A 16,068-nucleotide genomic window follows, 5' to 3' on the forward strand; every position below is an offset into this window, starting at 1 on the left:
AGAAGGAGCAGGGGAGCAGGGGAGCAGGGGAGCAGGGGAGCAGGGGAGCAGGGGAGCAGAGGAGCAGGGGAGCAGGGGAGCAGGGGAGAATAACTGTCTTCTATTCCCAGTCCCTATTCCCTAGCCCCATTCCCCAGTCCCCATCACCCCATCTCCTACGGTTTCCAGCCTGCCAGTAAGTTAGGATAATTTGCTGGTTTGGGGAAGATTTGCTGGAAACCAGCTTGACGTTCTAGGGCTTTTTCTTGGCTGATGTTCCAGAGGGTTTCATAGAAGAAGAAGGAAACGCCAGCAAAATTGCGATCGCGCACTTTTTGGATTTGGGTTTTAATCTGCTGCATGGGGACTGAGCGATTTTTTAACCCGCTCAAAATGCCTATACTTACAGGTATATGTTTCCGTGCAGCTTTCACTTCTGGGTATTCTAATTCGCTGATAAATACATTCAAGTCATCACGATATATCTGCAAAACTAAGTCTTCTACTAATCCCATCCTTTCCCATTTCTGCCAGTCTGCTAAAAAGTATTCGTAAGAAAAACGTTGAGGATTAGGCGCAACGGAAACTATGCAATTCTTTTTATTAGCTTTGATAGCTGTAAAAACCCGCTTCATAAAATCGGTGATTTTGTTTGCTCTCCACCGTACCCATTCTGGATCTTTGGGATTTTTAGATGGTGCTTTACCGCGATGTTCTTTTTTGTAGAGTGCCACTGTGTAGGCATCATAGCCCAATTCTGATGGTAAGCCGAAATGGTCATCAAATTGAATCCCGTCAATGTCATAATTTTGGACGATTTCTACAATTAAATCTTGGATAAATTGCTGTACATCGGGACGAAAAGGACTCAGCCAAACCCGATCATGTGTACCTTCTTTGACAATTTTACTGCCGTTACTGCGATTGGTCAGCCATTGGGGGCGATTTTTGGCTAGGAGGGAATCCGCAGGAGCCATAAAGCCAAATTCAAACCAAGGAATGACTGTTAAGCCTTGTTTATGTCCTTCAGTAACGATTTCTTTGAGCATATCTCGTCCTTGTAATCCCGGTGTGGGATCTAGGGATTTGCCAATTACTTTAGCTGCAACTTTGCTAGGATAAAGTGTATAACCCCAGTTCCATACAGTTGGATAAACGGTATTGAAGTTTAACTCATCTAGACGTTGTAGGGATTGTTGCAAGCGACCGCGCTCAAATAAGACATCGCTATCAATATTTGTTAACCACACTCCCCTTAACTCTGATGTCTGCCCTTGAGGAATAGCAGTTTGAGCTTTTAAAGGTAACGATAGCATGACTACAGCTATCATACTCAGCATAAATACAACTGCAAATAACCCTGATTTTATCCGTTGACGCACATTTTACCTCAGAAATTCCCTGAGTAAGAGACTCAGATCACAGCCGAGATGTTGCCTTGTGGTTTAACATTCGGGAACTGCGGCAGCAATCAGCGGTTAGTAGGCGTTTTGCAATGATCAACCCCTACAACAAGCGGTCAGCAGTAATATCATTTTGGTGCATCAATTTGTAAGTAGGTTTTGTACTTCCTGGAACTTGGAATATGCTGTGTTAGTCAACTAAGAAGTTGTTGGTGGAGTCTGGGTGTAGGGAAGAGATTTCTACGCTTTTAGAAATTATCAACGGATATTTAGGTAAATAGCAGAGTTCTGCTCACCTAAGATTTGCCTCTCTCTTATATTGCTGGCTTTCCTTCACTCAGCAATTACGTATGTCTTGGTGATTATTGTTTCACATCTAGAAAGTAAAAAAATTGGCTTAAATTTTCCGGATTTGCAAAAAATTTTGAGTTTATTGTTACACGTAAATATGTAAGCACGATGAATATCAAACTCGATAAACACACTCCAGACAGCCTGGCATCTTTATTTGTCCTTCTGATGGAAGAAGGGATGACACCAAATCAAATCATGGTGGGTATTGTTCGCCTAGCGACGGATAGCAAAGAATTAGAAGGCACGATTGTATCAGCCGATTGTCTGCGTTTCCTGTTGGCGACAATGCCAGTAGATACCAGTGCGCCAGGGGTGACAGAGTTTATTTTGTCCCTAGCCAAAGAAGGTGTTAGTACCTTGATGTTGTTGGATGCTTTGGGTTTTGCCTGCTATGTTCGTGGTTTGTTCGATGCGGCAAGTGTAATCCGCTTGACTTATCAGAGATTGCAAGCCGATAAAATCATTTCCCAAATGCTACGCGATTAAAAGTTAATGATCAATAAATGTTTCTTTGACAATGCTGATGGAAAATCAAAAAATGCCCAACCAAAAAATGGATGAACTAATAAAAGATTTATATGTGTCCTGTGAGATATTTAGCCAGTTGTAGTGAAGCGGCGACAAAGTTAATGGACTGCTACAACATATAGGGGTGTTGTACAGTGCTTCATCAACAACTGGCGAGTAGGTGTAAGTTCTGAGGGTTGGCTGCAATCCGTCCCTCGGAACAATCCTTAACTGTCCCGTTCTTTTTGTTGATATTCCCATTAAAACGGTAACGAAAAAATTTTGTCTGCCAAATTGCCAAAACCTCGGATTATTTGGCTCACGGCTGAAAAACTGATTTGATTGCATAGATGGGGCGTTGAGGAGCGCCCCTCTTCCTATTTCTGCAAAGATGGGGAGATGGGGAGAAAAATTAATTCTGACTCCTGACTCCTGACTCCTGACTCCTGACTCCTGAATTTTGCTGTATAAAATAGACTCATATACTTATTTTACTGATAATTACGCCTCAAGGGTCATTATAAATAGAATTTGTTTCATTTATTCTGGCAATGTGCCTGATAAAAATAAGTGAGAGAGAAATGTTATCTAGTAAAGAAAACTACTTAAAAGCTACTCATTTAGTTAGTGAAATTAACGATAATATAGCGGAACAATTATGTGGTGGGGCTATTACTACTCCTGAAACTACAGGGGAAAATAACCTTGGCACTCTGCCCACAACAGGCAATAAAACAAGTATCCCATCTACCATAGCCTATGATGCTTTTGGTTTAACTCCCTTTTTTCCTGATTTGCCGACGACAAAATTGCCACGTTTAGGACCACTTGACCCTTCTAGCAGAACTGCTCCTACTCCCAAAAATGCTATTACCATAACCATACCGCTACCATTACCTGTTTGGAGTTGATAGGGCTAAAAACGGTTTACGGTATGGGGGTGGGAGCAATGCTAAAACCCTAGTTCATTTCTAGTTCATTGGATGGAGTTGAATCCATCTCTTTGGATTTATGAATTTATGATCAATAGTCTTTAAAATGGAGGGCTGAGGTAAATAAATATCTAAGTAAGTGAGGCGATAATTTATGTCCAAGCTAATGATTAAATCTCAGCCGCTGGTTGATTTGTCAACAGTGGAACAGCAGCTTTTCGCTGGTGGACAATCCAATCCTATGGAATTAGGTAATATGCCTAATGTTTTAGGTAATGGTTTTCCCAATGTAGCAGGTGCTAATAACCCCTTTGGAAGTACGAAAACAAGCAATACCGACGAAAAAATCCAGGCTTACAATAATAATGTTGGCACAATTCTTTACTAAACCTAGTTGCTGGTTATAACGGTGATGGGGTAATGGATATAAAAATTAATTCTTGCTCCTGAAACTCCTGAAATTCCGGTATTATATCCCCGAATTATCTAATAAATCGGGGATATTTTGGTAATTACTACGAATGTTTGCAAATAATATGTTTTTTATCATCAAAGCTAATCAAACCTTGTTCTTGGAATTGACCGAGTAAGCGTGTAATTGTGACTCTGGTAGTAGCACAAGCACTGGCCATATCTTCATGAGTGAGGCGAAAAGTGAGGCGTGTTCCTCCTGGGAATGGTTCCCCAATTTGCTGTTTTAAAAGTTCTAATAAATGGTGTAGTCTGTCTTGTACTTTTCCCTTACCAGCAATAAATAGAAAAGATTGTGTCTGTTGTAATCGCTGGTTAATTTTGGGTAACAGGATTTCATTGAGGGAGGGTACAACTGCTATTTCTGACGTGTAAATGGATACTAATTCTACATCTGCAAGGGCTGTGGCTTGGTAAATGGGTAGAGATGTCATAGTGGAACCAAAAACCATTCCTTTTGTTGCTAACCCTGTCAGCCTTTCTGCTCCTGTTTCATAAAATGTACTGAGTTTAACTAAACCCTGACGAACACACCAGATTAAGAGCGGGTTGAGGGGAATATTTTCTCCTTTAGAATATTTATGTATAGGACTATTCTCAATTAAGTCTGTGTGGTTCTGAATAGCTGTTGATTCTATTCGCTGATGTTCAGAAATTTTTCGCAGTAACCAGTGTAGGTTTGTCTCTTTCCCATGCGGCTGTGAGACAGATTGGACTGTCAAATAGGCATCAAAGTAATCATCATGACGTGGTTTTAATTGTAATAATATTTCTCGGACTTGCTCAGATTTACCTATCTGGTTAAGTGTACTGTAAAAGTGTTGGTGTTGTTCTCGTGGGATGAAATTAATTATTGGTTTACCAACTAGAAAATTTTGGGCAACGTTGAGTAACTGTGATGCAGCACGGTTGGCTTCTTTGATGATCCCTTTTTCATTCGTTACTAAATAAGCTGCTGGCGCAAACTCAAATAAATTTTGGTAATGTTGGCGTTGTGTTTCCAGTAAGTTGCGGTTTTGTAAGAGTTCTTCATTTTGTTGGTAAAGCTCCTCAGCCGCTAATTGCACCATTCTTGATGTCGTGTACAGTTCTTTAAATGCTTCAGGCAGTAGCTCCGAGGGTATCCAGGGTAATACGGTAGCAGTTTGGTATAAATCTGCTAAATGTTTGTGTAATAGTTCTGCGCGTTGGACAAATAGTTCTAGATTCACCTTTTAATTACCACTTCTATATGGCAGATATTGGTTAAAAATTCCACTACCTCTAATTTGGGAAAACTTATAGCATCTTTAATCTGCTAAGAGATGAAATGTTATTTAGATTTTAAGGGATGATTACTACTTGTAGCGTTTAGCTATATTTATTTATATGAATTTAAGTTTAAGGATAAATATAAAACTTAATATCGGAAAAGGCAAGAGGCACTCATGCAAAAGGCAAAAGTAAAACCCTTGCCATCACTGAATTTGAGCTTTCAAGAATGTCCTAACCGCCTTGTCCACTGCTATAATTAATATTGAGATTAGCGATAGTAAAGCGCCCCGTAGGAATCACCTGGTTTTTCCTGCAATTGTCCGTGATCATGTTGTTTTTGCACCTCATACCACTCATCCATACAGTATTCAGACCAACAGAAGCAATATTCATACCAGCAAAAATCGCATAAATTGGCATCTGCTATTTGCTCACTATTTGAATGGGGTGTAACGCTGTTACGAGGACAGTGGATGTAATTACTCATTGATGTTGACTCCTTTGATTTGAAGAATAATGTTTTGTATGCTAATAATAATTACTTAATGTCTAAGCAAATTTGCTCATAACGCTGTCCTGCTATTTCCCAGGTAAATTGAGTTTCCACAAGTTGTCTAGCGTTAACAGAGAGTTGATGTCTGAGTTGTGGCTGTTCAAAAAGTTGAGAAATAGCAGCTATATATTCTGCGGGTTGGTTGGCTCTTAATGCTCGTATTGGTGTGTTTATACCATCTATAGATAGTCCTTCTAAACCGCGATCGCTCCCCACCACTGGAATACCTGCGGCCATCGCTTCTAGGGTTTTATTTTTGATGCCAAAACCTGTCCGCATTGGTACAACACATACAGTAGATTTATGTAGATATTCTGCCATTGATGGTACACGACCAGTTACATTAATTCCGGGTTTTTGCCCAAGTGCTAAAACTTGCTGTGCTGGACCAGAACCGACTATATGAAAAGTTGTATCAGGGTAAATTTTTTGGATTTCTGGTAATACTTCATTGCTGAAAAAACAGACGGCATCAATATTAGCTAAATTATCCATTGCCCCAATAAAAATTATCCGATTCCCCCCCAGATCTGTAGGACGGTTGGGAAAGGTAACTAAATCCACACCATTAGGAATAACTGCAATTTCAGCGTTTTTGTTAAACTGTTGCAGTTGTTGTTTATCTTCTGCTGTAGTAACTACAATATTTGTGAACTTAGAACAGTAATTTTGTTCATAGCGGCGTAACAAAGGCAAATTGATTTTGTCTCTTAATTGATTTTCTGATGTGCCTGTTGCTAATTGATTAAAACAAGTACCATACACAGAACTATGCACATTGACTATAGTTCTTACTTGCTTTTTAAATTTAGGACTTATGTAAATTTCGTTGACGCTATGTTCACAGGTAATGACATCACATTTACCAGCCTTGACAAAGTTATCAATCCATGATTGCATTTCTACTGAGTAGCGGTTAAGGACGCTTGGGGGTGTCCCTGTAAATAAAAATTTACCTAATCGCTGGATTTTTTTGGGTATTCCTGCTGATGTTCCCCGATCTGAGGGACGATCAAAAACAACTAAGTTATCTACGCAATCTCGTAAACCTGCTATTTCCGCATCTGTGACATCGGACTCACGTTGAGCTACCAGGGTAATGTTATGATTTTGACTAAGATACTTGAGTAAATTAAACGTCCTGACTTGGGTTCCTCCCCTGGTTGGTGGATAGGGAAAAGTTGAAGACAGCATAAGGATTTTCATAAATCTGATAACTTTAGGGTAAAAATTGCTTACTTTGTATATAGACTAGATTTACCAAAATATAATAGCACTATGTTCCTTTAGACACTGTAAATAATAATAATTTATACTTTAAGTTTTGTTATTTGCCCAAGATGATCAGTAAAATTACAGTTTAGCAATCCTCGTTTAAAAAGTTCATTTCCATTAGCAAATTTTTTGGATTATGCCTAAAGTTAGTGTTTGTATTCCCACTTATAACCGAGCAAATTTACTTCCTTATGCTGTTAATAGTGTATTATCTCAAACTTACACCGATTTTGAAATAATCATTTGTGATGATGGTTCTACAGATAATACTGCGGAAATTGTAAATCAATGGGATGATCCACGGATTCGCTATATCAGACAACCTGTTAATGGTGGCCGTAGTCGGAATATGCGTTCTGGTTTTGAAGCTGCTTGCGGGAGTTATTTTATTAAATTTGATGATGATGATGCTATTACTTGTGAATTTTTAGAGAAAACTGTGGCGGTTTTAGATGCAGAAAAGAGTGTAGATTTTGTTTGTACAAATCATTGGATTATTAATCAAAATAATGAAAGAATTGAATCTGCTACTTTGGAAAATTCGCGGAAATGGGGAAAGGATAAGCTGAACAAAGGGGTAATTCCTGATTTAGTTCGAGAAACTTTTATCAACCAAAGTTTACAAGTTGGTTCTACTTTATTTCGTCGAGATTGTTTATTAGAAGTGGATTTTATGCGTCCACAAGCTGACGGATGCGAGGATTTTGATTTGCTGGTTCGGTTGGCTATTGCTGGTAAACAAGGGTATTTTTTGACTGAGTTTTTGATGGAATATCGGTTTCATGGTGGACAGACAAGTTTAAAACAAAATCTGCATTTTTTGAAGGCTAAGGTGTTTTGTATTGATAGTTATAAGTTTGATGATGTAGAGTTGGAAAAATTGCGATCGCACAAATTAGCAGTTACTCAGCAAGTATGGGGTTTAAGATTGATTGAAAACGGTGATTCGGTGGAAGGAAGAAAACTTTTACAAGCATCAAGTCAGGTTTTGGGAAGTGATAAGAAAATCATGCTTGGTTTGATGATGTCTTATTTACCTATCGGTTTACGGAAGTTGGCTTTAGAGGTTTTTCGTCGGGTGCGTCCCAAGGATTATACTGAGCAGGTAAGGGAAGCAACATGATGATTTAGTTTTTTACTCTCGTTCCCAGTCTCAGACTGGGAATGTTATGATAGAGGCTCTGCCTCTACTTTACTATGAAGGCAGAGCCTTCTAAAATTCATTCCCATACAGAGTATGGGAACGAGAGAAAGGATAATTATATATGACAAAGCTAACTATCTAACTATCTTCGGATTTTTCTAAAGCACTGATAATGTCATTCTTATTCATTTTTGTAGTTACTATTATTCCCTGTTTCTTGGCCATTTCTTTTAATTGAACTTTTGTTAACGTGGATAAGCTGGATTTAGTTTTATTCTTTTTAATTACACTATCCTCTACAATTGCTTTGATAGATTCAGTCAGTTGCTGTATTGTAGAATCATCAATTTTTATTGCTTGATTTTTTTGTAATTCTAGTTTTTTAATAGACGTATCAAGTTGTTCAACCTTGCGAAAAATAACCTCTATCTCTTTGAGAAATTTACTAATTTTTTCAATATGTTTTGTTAAATATGCTATTTGGGAATACAACTCATTAATTTGTTTTTCTTCAATTTGTTTATCTGACTGCTTTTTATCTGTATTGGATGGGAATACTTCAGGAATATTGTTATTGATATCCATTAACTGCTGCATTTCTTCTTTAGCAGCAACAGCTTGTTCATCAGTCATATCAAAGACCCAAACCCAAAGTTTTTCAATATCCAATTCTTTTGCTACAAGACACCAGTCTGCACCATAAACTACTTCAAATTCTTCATCTTCACTGTATGCTTCAGTACGTCTTACAATTAAAGGAATTAAGTTACTCTTATGTTGAATCAAAGAATCTTCTATTATTTGCAACCTGTCTGAACTAATATTCTTTTGTTCGTTCACTGGTATTGCTATTTGACAAGTATATACTTGTCCATGACTAATAGCTTGAAGTCCCAAAATTTCCCGAATGCGTGCGCGACGTTCTGAAATGTCCATTGATGCTTAATTCCTTGTAGTCACTTGAGTTAAATACTGAGCTAAATTTATATATCTTTCCACAACTTTTTGAGCAGCCTCTTTTTCTTGATATGTAAGTTTATTATCAAATTCACTTTGATATAGTGGATATCCTTTATCTTGACAAATAGAAACAATATTTAATCTAGGAATCCATGTATCTTCAGGAAAAAGTTCTACTTTACTACTCCCTCCACTTTTTTCTAAGATTTCAAAAAGTCTTTTTACCATAGATTTATTATAATTTGAAGATTTCTGATCGTACATACTTACGGCTATTCCTAGTATTGGGAGAGGTTCATCTTTTAATTGTTCTACCTTATTAGTTCGATCTAGTACATATTCTAATGCTCTAATAGCGTATGCAGATAGTTGAGTAGGAATAAGAATTGCTGAAGATGCCATTAATGATATACTATTGACTTTACCAAAAGAAGGTGGTGGATCAATTAGTACGTAATCGTAGTCGTGTTTTTTCAGTTTTTTTGCTAGTAAGCGATCACTATCTACTGTTTGGTGAAGAGTAGGTTCCATTCCACTCAAGCGAATATGTGATGGTACTAAATCTAATTGAACATCTCCCCAAAATGTTTTAATAATAGTATCTTCTAATTTAGTTTTGGGTTCAATGAGTAAATGAGTAATGTCTTTTTTACCTTGCTGTTCAACATCTTCTAGAGGATCAATACCTAATCCCATTGTCAAATTAGCTTGAGCATCAATATCAATTAATAATACCCGCTTACCTAATTTATTCAAGGCCGCAGCAAGGTTAATAGTTGTTGTAGTTTTGCCTACTCCACCTTTGTTATTAAACACAGTAATAATCATTGCTTTTTGTTCTTCTCTGATATTGACAGTATTGATATTTTCTTCATGAATTTCTTTGAAATCCGAAGTAGCACTTTTAGGATTATTAAATAGATTTAACATATCTTGTTGCTCCAATGTTTGTGAAATTAAGTTGAGAAAATTTATTTTAATATTTTGTTGATTTTTATATAAAATTAACGAAAAATTAACATAAGTTTTTTTGGCTAGTATTTTGTGAAATAAATGATATTTTTGGATAAGAGTGGTTTGTGAAAATTCAACTATTGTAATAATTTTCTGACCATAGTTACAAAGAAGCCGAAAATCATAACCATTAGTTAAAAGTCCTAAAATAGCACCAGTTTGGCGCATATAATTATTTATTTGCCAAACACTGTGAGCAATTTTCTTATTAGGTGCTTTGACTTCAATAATTAAATAAGCAGGTTTAATTAAAGCTAGGTCTGGTGTGCCTACCATAAAATCAAGTTTAGATTGTAAAATCACAACTTGAGATTGCCAATCTTCATTACTGTAACCGAGAAGAAGTAATAAGGGAATTATAACTTTTTGCTCTACATCAGATTCGTTACTTACTGGTGTAATTGCTTGCAAAATATTTTTGATCTTGGACGCATAGTTAGAACTCATGATATGGTAGATATCTTTGTAAATTATAATTAAAACAATTATACAAAACGTAATTAAAAGTATATTGAAGTATTGTATAACAAAAAACAATGTGGAAAATACTTAAAAGTGAAAAAATTACCAACTAAAAGTTAGTATTAATCTTTACTTGCGTATGTGTTATATATAAGTATAAATAGAATCAAACTTTTATATCGTAACCGTATAAACGAGAAAAGATAGCTAAAATCACATTTTCGCATCTCCCAAAAGACTAAATTAGCCAAAGTTGAAATCTATTAGATAATATGTACGCTACCTTGATGGGAATGCGTCAGCAGAGGAAATCAAAATGGGATATGTAATTGCAACTGCAAACATGAAAGGTGGTGTGGGCAAAACAACCCTCACCGTTAACTTGGCTACTTGTTTAGCGAAAAATCACGGAAAAAAGGTACTTGTTCTCGATTTAGATAGTCAAATTAGTGCCACACTTAGCTTAATGTCGCCGGTGGAGTTTGCTAAACGTCGCAAACAAAGAAAGACATTTAGGTATTTGATAGATGAAGTTATTAACCCAGAACCTAATCCGCAATTCACAATTCATGATATCATTCAATCTCAATTATGCAATCTTCCGGGTTTGGATTTATTGCCAGGAGATATCGACTTATATGATGAATTTGTCGTTTCAGAAATGCTGCATAATCAATCTGTAGCTTTGGGTGAACAAGATTTTGAAACGATTTGGAATCGCTTTGAAAGAGTGCTGATTAGGGATATTTTAAAATCAGTGCGTGATGAATATGATTTTATTCTTTTAGATTGCGCTCCTGGTTATAATCTCATGACTCGTAGTGCTTTGGCAACTAGCGATTTTTATCTGCTTCCTGCTAAACCAGAACCTTTATCTGTGGTGGGAATTCAATTATTAGAAAGACGCATTGCTAAGTTGAAAGATAGTCATGAACATGAAGCAAAAATCAATATCAAAATGTTAGGAATTGTCTTTAGTATGTGCAATACTAATTTGCTGACTGGCAGATATTATAAACAAGTAATGCACCGAGTTGTGGAAGATTTTGGTGTAGAAAGTATTTTTCAGTCGCAAATTCCTGTTGATGTAAATGTAGCGAAAGCTGTTGATAGTTTTATGCCGGTAACATTAATGAGTCCGGGTTCTGCTGGTGCTAAGTCATTTATGCAGTTAACTCAGGAATTGTTGCAGAAGTTGTAATTTAAGTAACTTGGCACAATTAAATATAAAACCTCTCTCCAAACCTCTCCCCTACCAGGAGAGAGGCTTTGACTCCCCCTTCCCTAGCAGGGAAGGGGGTTGGGGGGTTAGGTTTATATTATATTTTTTAAAGCCCACTTACTTACCAAGTGAGAGACGTTGCATAAAACGTCTCTACATTCGTTAATTGTGCTTCCTTAAGTGAACCGTCTTGAGATATTAGGTTTTTTTGCAAAACTAACTACAGACGACAAAGTTACAAAATTAGTTGCATTTTTTAGGTTATTTACTACTTTAGATAGATTAATTGGCTAGATTTACGTAAATTCATGATTGACAGCGAAACATTATTAGTGAGACTAACATCTATCTATTCAGAAATCTTTTGAAGTAAAACCATGAAAACTGCAATCATCGCTTCTTTAACTTTACTAAGTTTGACAGCACCTACCTTAGCTGCTACCACAGAACAGTATCAATACAAAGGTCAAAATGCTTACGCTTCTTTTTATCAGTATGACGAATGTAGTTCAAGCTATGTAGATGTTTATGCTTTTGATAGCATCAGCAAAACAGCACCTGGTTCTCCTACATCCCAAAAAGAGGCTTATCTTTACTATTCCAACTATAACTACTGTACGGGGGCAGGTACTTCTGGTTATGGAACTCTGAAAAACCCAACTTTTACTAGCAGCAATAATCTACAATCTGCAACTTTAAGTGGTACTTTTGCCATTACTGATTCTACTGGAAATACAAAAAATGCAGATGTATCTCTAAATTGGACAGGTGCAGGTGATACTTTCCGTGGTAACTACCAAAGTCATTTCCAAGGACCAGGCTATTTTTCTAAATCTCGAAATGTCGGTTCTTATCGTGATGCTAAGGTTACTGGTAATGTGACTGTCGATGGTAAAAACTTAATTACCAATCTTACCAGCTATGGTAGTTTAAGTTCTTCTAATAGTGGTTCTTTGTCTATTACCAGGAAATAATAACCCAAGTTGCTAGTTATCAACGTTAGTGATGGAAGGGTTTAGGGGAGAAAAAATTTAAAATTCAACATTATTCAAAATAATGTGGAGATGTTTGATGAAATGTCTCTACATTATTAATTGATTACCCAATTTCTCTTAAATCTAAAACAAATCCTGGTAAAATATCTTCACCACTTAATGTTTGTGGTTTATCTACATCATGAATGATGATGTTTGGTTGCATTTTTAGCACCATTGGTAAGGTTTCTGTAACTACGGGTGTTTGTGTATTCATAGTTTTGATTTTCATACTATGTATAATTGGAAAAACTGACTTTTTTGTAAGGGTTTAGCAGTGCTAAGACTCTAAAAATATTGAGAGATCAGATCCCCGACTTCTTTTTTGATATTATCAGTAAATTATCAATTAATTGTAGAAGTCGGGGATCTTAAAACCCCTATTGATTTTAAAATTCCCCAGCTAAAGCGGGAATACACCTTTCACACAGTAAAGGATGTTCTTCAGATTCACCAACATGGGTAGAATAGTTCCAACAGCGATCGCATTTTTGACCATCTGCATTTACTATTCCAATTGTCCAATCTTCTGTGGTTGCTGTATATTTCAACTCAGAAATTTTTGCAGCATCATCGACAATTTCCACCTGGGAATTCAGCAATAAATATCGCAGTTCATCAATACCATTACCCATCACAGGATTGAAACCTTGGATAGCTTCACGTAACTGTTTGTGGGGAATATGCAGTAATACCTTTGCTTCCAAAGATGAACCAATCATTTTTTCCATCCGCGCTTGTTCCATCACCTTATTAACATCGGTGCGGAGTGAACGCAGAGTATTCCAAAATTCTGCTTCTAATTCGTCTTTTTCCCATTCATCACTAACCTTAATCCAACCAGCTTCAAACACTGATTTATAGGATGTTTTGTAGGGGATAAATTGCCAGATATCTTCAGCAGTATGACACAAAACAGGTGCGATCGCTCTGGCTAAATTCTCTAAAGCAATTTGCAAAACTGTTTGACAACTACGACGACGGAAGGCATCAGCAGAACTGATATATAATCTATCTTTCGCAACGTCCAAATAGAAATTCGACAAATCCACAACACAGAAATTCTGCACAGTTTGGAAAAAGCGGAAAAACTGGAAACTATCAAAAGCTGCCGTTACCTCATTAAACACCTCACGAATGCGGTGTAACATATACTTATCTAATTCTGGTAAATCATCAAAAGCGACTGCATCTTTTTGAGGATCAAAATCATGCAAACTACCCAACAAAAACCGTGCAGTATTGCGGATTTTATTTCGCACATCAGCTAATTGTTTAATGATGTTACTTCCTACGCGCTGATCACCAGAATAATCAACCGAAGACACCCACAAACGCAACACATCCGCGCCATAGGGAGGTTCTTTTTTCTGATCTTTTCCACCATTAATGATCACATTTGGATCAATCACATTTCCCTCGGATTTACTCATTTTCCGGCCTTGTTCATCCAAGGTGAAACCATGAGTTAATACTGTTTTATAAGGTGCAATTCCATTGACAGCAACGCTAGTTAATAAAGAAGATTGAAACCATCCTCGATGTTGATCAGAACCTTCCAAATATATATCAGCAGGATAAGTTAATTCTGGTCTTTGCTTCGCTACTGCTGCCCAAGAGGAACCAGAATCAAACCAGACATCCATTGTATCTGTACCTCGGCGGTAAGTATTGCCATTATGGCGGTATTGTTCCGGTAACAACTCCGCCACAGACAACTCCCACCAAGCATCAGAACCCTTTTCGGCAAAAATAGCTTGAACGTGGTTAATCGTGTCCGCATTTAGCAAAACTTCCCCAGTCGCTTCATCATAAAACACCGGAATCGGCACACCCCAAGAACGTTGACGGGAAATGCACCAATCAGAACGTTCTGCAACCATCGGTGTAATGCGGTTTTCACCTTGAGCGGGAATCCAACGCACAGATGAGATCGCCTTTAAAGCATCTTCCCGGAAACCTGCCACAGAAGCAAACCATTGTTCAGTAGCGCGGAAAATCGTCGGTTTTTTCGTTCTCCAATCATAAGGATACTTGTGAGGATAAGCTTCCTCCTTCAACAGAGAACCAGCTTCATTCAAAGCGTCAATAATCGCTTGATTACCATCACTCAAAACATTCAAGCCAGCAAACTTACCAGCCTCATCCGTAAAATTACCGCTATCATCCACAGGAGCAAGAATTGGTAAACCGTAACGCTGACCAACAATGTAGTCCTCTTGACCATGACCAGGAGCAGTATGTACCAACCCAGTCCCCGACTCAGTAGTGATATAATCACCACCAACCACCACCGGACTTTCACGGTCAAACAGCGGATGACGGTAAGTGCTGTGTTCCAAATTCTGACCTGAAAAAGTCGCCTTCACAGTCAACTCAACATCCAAAACCGCAGCCAACCGTTCCACCAACTCAGCCGCAACAATCAGATACTTGCATCCTCTCTGCGCGACGGACACTTTGCTCAAGTCGGGAGACCCGCCCACGCAAGTGTCCTCCTCTGCGTCTCTGCGTGAAACCTCCACAACCGCATATTCCAACGCACCATTCACAGCCACAGCCAAATTACCGGGAATAGTCCAAGGAGTAGTAGTCCACACAGCCACGCCCAAATCAGGCAAGAACGGCTCTAAAACCGATTTTAGATTTTCCGCAACCTTAATCACCGGAAAAGCAGCGTAAATACTGCGAGAAACGTGGCCTTCAGGATATTCTAACTCAGCTTCTGCTAAAGCGGTTTTAGAACTAGGACTCCAATGCACCGGCTTTAAACCGCGATAAATATAACCTTTGAGGAACATCTCCCCAAAAACGCCAATTTGCGCGGCTTCGTATTCTGGTTTGAGGGTTAAATAAGGATTTTCCCAATCACCCCAAATCCCATAGCGTTTAAATCCTTCCCGCTGTTCATCTACGGTTTTTAGTGCAAACTCTTGCGCTTTTTGTCGCAATTGCAAAGGTGTGAGATTTTGCCGTTCTGCTTGCTTCATATTTTGCAGAACTTTCAACTCAATGGGCAATCCGTGACAATCCCATCCAGGAACGTAACGAATTTTACGACCTTGCAAGAGTTGGTAGCGGTTAATAATATCTTTGAGAATCTTATTTAAGGCATGACCAATATGCAACTGGCCGTTAGCATAGGGGGGACCATCGTGCAGTATAAATAATTCGCCGGGGTTTTCTTCAGATAAGCGAGAATAAATGTTGTTTTCTTCCCAGAATTTTTGGATTTCGGGTTCGCGCTTGATTGCGTTTGCCCGCATATCGAAGTTAGTCTTGGGTAAGTTGACGGTATCTTTGTATTGTCCGGGTTCAGTCACAGTTTCATGCCTAAGATATGTTTGCAGTTATTTGATCAATTATAGGTCGTAGGTTGGGTTGAGCAACGAAACCCAACAGCAGTTATGGGTATTTTGGGGTTAATGTTGGGTTTCACTTCGTTCTACCCAACCTACGGAAATTTTTTAATCAATATATGATACAGTTTTATCTGTAAATAGT

At 37.9% G+C, this 16,068-nt stretch carries 14 protein-coding genes; 6 read left to right on the forward strand and 8 right to left on the reverse strand.

Going from position 1 to position 16,068, the window contains the following annotated elements; translation table 11 throughout:
* Nucleotides 1-155: 155 nt before the first annotated feature.
* Entirely contained in the window at nt 156-1,319 is a 1,164-nt protein-coding gene (locus tag H6G06_RS25175) for a glycoside hydrolase family 10-like protein (protein ID WP_190564846.1), read from the reverse strand.
* Nucleotides 1,320-1,841: 522 nt separating this feature from the next.
* Here H6G06_RS25175 and H6G06_RS25180 point away from each other — a divergent pair.
* The 3 genes from H6G06_RS25180 (at nt 1,842) to H6G06_RS25190 (ending at nt 3,563) form a co-directional block, all read left to right on the forward strand.
* Complete coding sequence (locus tag H6G06_RS25180; protein WP_190564801.1) at nt 1,842-2,222, forward strand: hypothetical protein; 381 nt, start codon at nt 1,842-1,844, stop codon at nt 2,220-2,222.
* 602 nt (nt 2,223-2,824) lie between these two features.
* Complete coding sequence (locus H6G06_RS25185) at nt 2,825-3,154, forward strand: hypothetical protein (protein ID WP_190564802.1); 330 nt, start codon at nt 2,825-2,827, stop codon at nt 3,152-3,154.
* 175 nt (nt 3,155-3,329) lie between these two features.
* Entirely contained in the window at nt 3,330-3,563 is a 234-nt protein-coding gene (locus tag H6G06_RS25190; RefSeq protein WP_190564803.1) for a hypothetical protein, read from the forward strand.
* Between the two features lie 127 nt (nt 3,564-3,690).
* Here the strand turns inward: H6G06_RS25190 and H6G06_RS25195 are convergent, their stop codons facing one another.
* The 3 genes from H6G06_RS25195 to H6G06_RS25205 all read right to left on the reverse strand — a co-directional run bounded on the left by H6G06_RS25195 (nt 3,691) and on the right by H6G06_RS25205 (nt 6,659).
* Nucleotides 3,691-4,857 (reverse strand): helix-turn-helix domain-containing protein, encoded by a 1,167-nt coding sequence (locus tag H6G06_RS25195; protein ID WP_190564804.1) that lies wholly within the window; start codon nt 4,855-4,857, stop codon nt 3,691-3,693.
* A 311-nt stretch (nt 4,858-5,168) separates the two neighbouring features.
* Nucleotides 5,169-5,387 (reverse strand): hypothetical protein, encoded by a 219-nt coding sequence (locus H6G06_RS25200; protein ID WP_190564805.1) that lies wholly within the window; start codon nt 5,385-5,387, stop codon nt 5,169-5,171.
* A gap of 51 nt (nt 5,388-5,438) precedes the next feature.
* On the reverse strand, nt 5,439-6,659 hold the full coding sequence (locus H6G06_RS25205) for a glycosyltransferase family 4 protein (RefSeq protein WP_190564806.1): 1,221 nt from the start codon (nt 6,657-6,659) through the stop codon (nt 5,439-5,441).
* 205 nt (nt 6,660-6,864) lie between these two features.
* Here H6G06_RS25205 and H6G06_RS25210 point away from each other — a divergent pair, with 205 nt between their 5' ends.
* Nucleotides 6,865-7,851, forward strand: a complete 987-nt coding sequence (locus H6G06_RS25210) for a glycosyltransferase family 2 protein (protein ID WP_190564807.1) — start codon at nt 6,865-6,867, stop codon at nt 7,849-7,851.
* A gap of 159 nt (nt 7,852-8,010) precedes the next feature.
* Here H6G06_RS25210 and H6G06_RS25215 read toward each other — a convergent pair whose 3' ends face one another.
* Both H6G06_RS25215 and H6G06_RS25220 read right to left on the reverse strand, forming a co-directional pair.
* A complete protein-coding gene (locus H6G06_RS25215) occupies nt 8,011-8,808 on the reverse strand; it encodes a ParB N-terminal domain-containing protein (RefSeq protein ID WP_190564808.1) in 798 nt (265 codons plus the stop codon).
* Nucleotides 8,809-8,814: 6 nt separating this feature from the next.
* Complete coding sequence (locus H6G06_RS25220) at nt 8,815-10,293, reverse strand: AAA family ATPase (RefSeq protein ID WP_190564809.1); 1,479 nt, start codon at nt 10,291-10,293, stop codon at nt 8,815-8,817.
* Between the two features lie 331 nt (nt 10,294-10,624).
* Between H6G06_RS25220 and H6G06_RS25225 the strand changes: the two genes are divergently transcribed.
* The gene (locus H6G06_RS25225; RefSeq protein WP_190564810.1) at nt 10,625-11,509 is read left to right on the forward strand and encodes a ParA family protein; all 885 of its coding nucleotides are present in this window, start codon (nt 10,625-10,627) and stop codon (nt 11,507-11,509) included.
* A gap of 398 nt (nt 11,510-11,907) precedes the next feature.
* Complete coding sequence (locus H6G06_RS25230) at nt 11,908-12,504, forward strand: hypothetical protein (protein ID WP_190564811.1); 597 nt, start codon at nt 11,908-11,910, stop codon at nt 12,502-12,504.
* Between the two features lie 124 nt (nt 12,505-12,628).
* On the opposite strand, the gene H6G06_RS25235 is transcribed toward H6G06_RS25230, so the two are convergent.
* Nucleotides 12,629-12,781, reverse strand: coding sequence for a hypothetical protein (locus tag H6G06_RS25235; protein WP_190564812.1), 153 nt, complete (start codon nt 12,779-12,781; stop codon nt 12,629-12,631).
* A gap of 172 nt (nt 12,782-12,953) precedes the next feature.
* Nucleotides 12,954-15,887 carry an isoleucine--tRNA ligase gene (gene ileS, locus H6G06_RS25240; protein ID WP_190564813.1) on the reverse strand — a complete coding sequence of 978 codons (2,934 nt, stop codon included), beginning with the start codon at nt 15,885-15,887 and terminating at the stop codon, nt 12,954-12,956.
* Nucleotides 15,888-16,068 lie beyond the last annotated feature (181 nt).

The sequence above is a fragment of the Anabaena sphaerica FACHB-251 genome (genome assembly GCF_014696825.1).
GTDB lineage: Bacteria > Cyanobacteriota > Cyanobacteriia > Cyanobacteriales > Nostocaceae > RDYJ01.

Excerpts from the sequence above, each read along its gene's own strand:
- H6G06_RS25175 (WP_190564846.1), bottom strand. The coding sequence starts at position 1,319 with ATGCTGAGTATGATAGCTGTAGTCATGCTATCGTTACCTTTAAAAGCT.
- H6G06_RS25180 (WP_190564801.1), top strand. The coding sequence starts at position 1,842 with ATGAATATCAAACTCGATAAACACACTCCAGACAGCCTGGCATCTTTA.
- H6G06_RS25185 (WP_190564802.1), top strand. The coding sequence starts at position 2,825 with ATGTTATCTAGTAAAGAAAACTACTTAAAAGCTACTCATTTAGTTAGT.
- H6G06_RS25190 (WP_190564803.1), top strand. The coding sequence starts at position 3,330 with ATGTCCAAGCTAATGATTAAATCTCAGCCGCTGGTTGATTTGTCAACA.
- H6G06_RS25200 (WP_190564805.1), bottom strand. The coding sequence starts at position 5,387 with ATGAGTAATTACATCCACTGTCCTCGTAACAGCGTTACACCCCATTCA.
- H6G06_RS25205 (WP_190564806.1), bottom strand. The coding sequence starts at position 6,659 with ATGAAAATCCTTATGCTGTCTTCAACTTTTCCCTATCCACCAACCAGG.
- H6G06_RS25210 (WP_190564807.1), top strand. The coding sequence starts at position 6,865 with ATGCCTAAAGTTAGTGTTTGTATTCCCACTTATAACCGAGCAAATTTA.
- H6G06_RS25215 (WP_190564808.1), bottom strand. The coding sequence starts at position 8,808 with ATGGACATTTCAGAACGTCGCGCACGCATTCGGGAAATTTTGGGACTT.
- H6G06_RS25220 (WP_190564809.1), bottom strand. The coding sequence starts at position 10,293 with ATGAGTTCTAACTATGCGTCCAAGATCAAAAATATTTTGCAAGCAATT.
- H6G06_RS25225 (WP_190564810.1), top strand. The coding sequence starts at position 10,625 with ATGGGATATGTAATTGCAACTGCAAACATGAAAGGTGGTGTGGGCAAA.
- H6G06_RS25230 (WP_190564811.1), top strand. The coding sequence starts at position 11,908 with ATGAAAACTGCAATCATCGCTTCTTTAACTTTACTAAGTTTGACAGCA.
- H6G06_RS25235 (WP_190564812.1), bottom strand. The coding sequence starts at position 12,781 with ATGAATACACAAACACCCGTAGTTACAGAAACCTTACCAATGGTGCTA.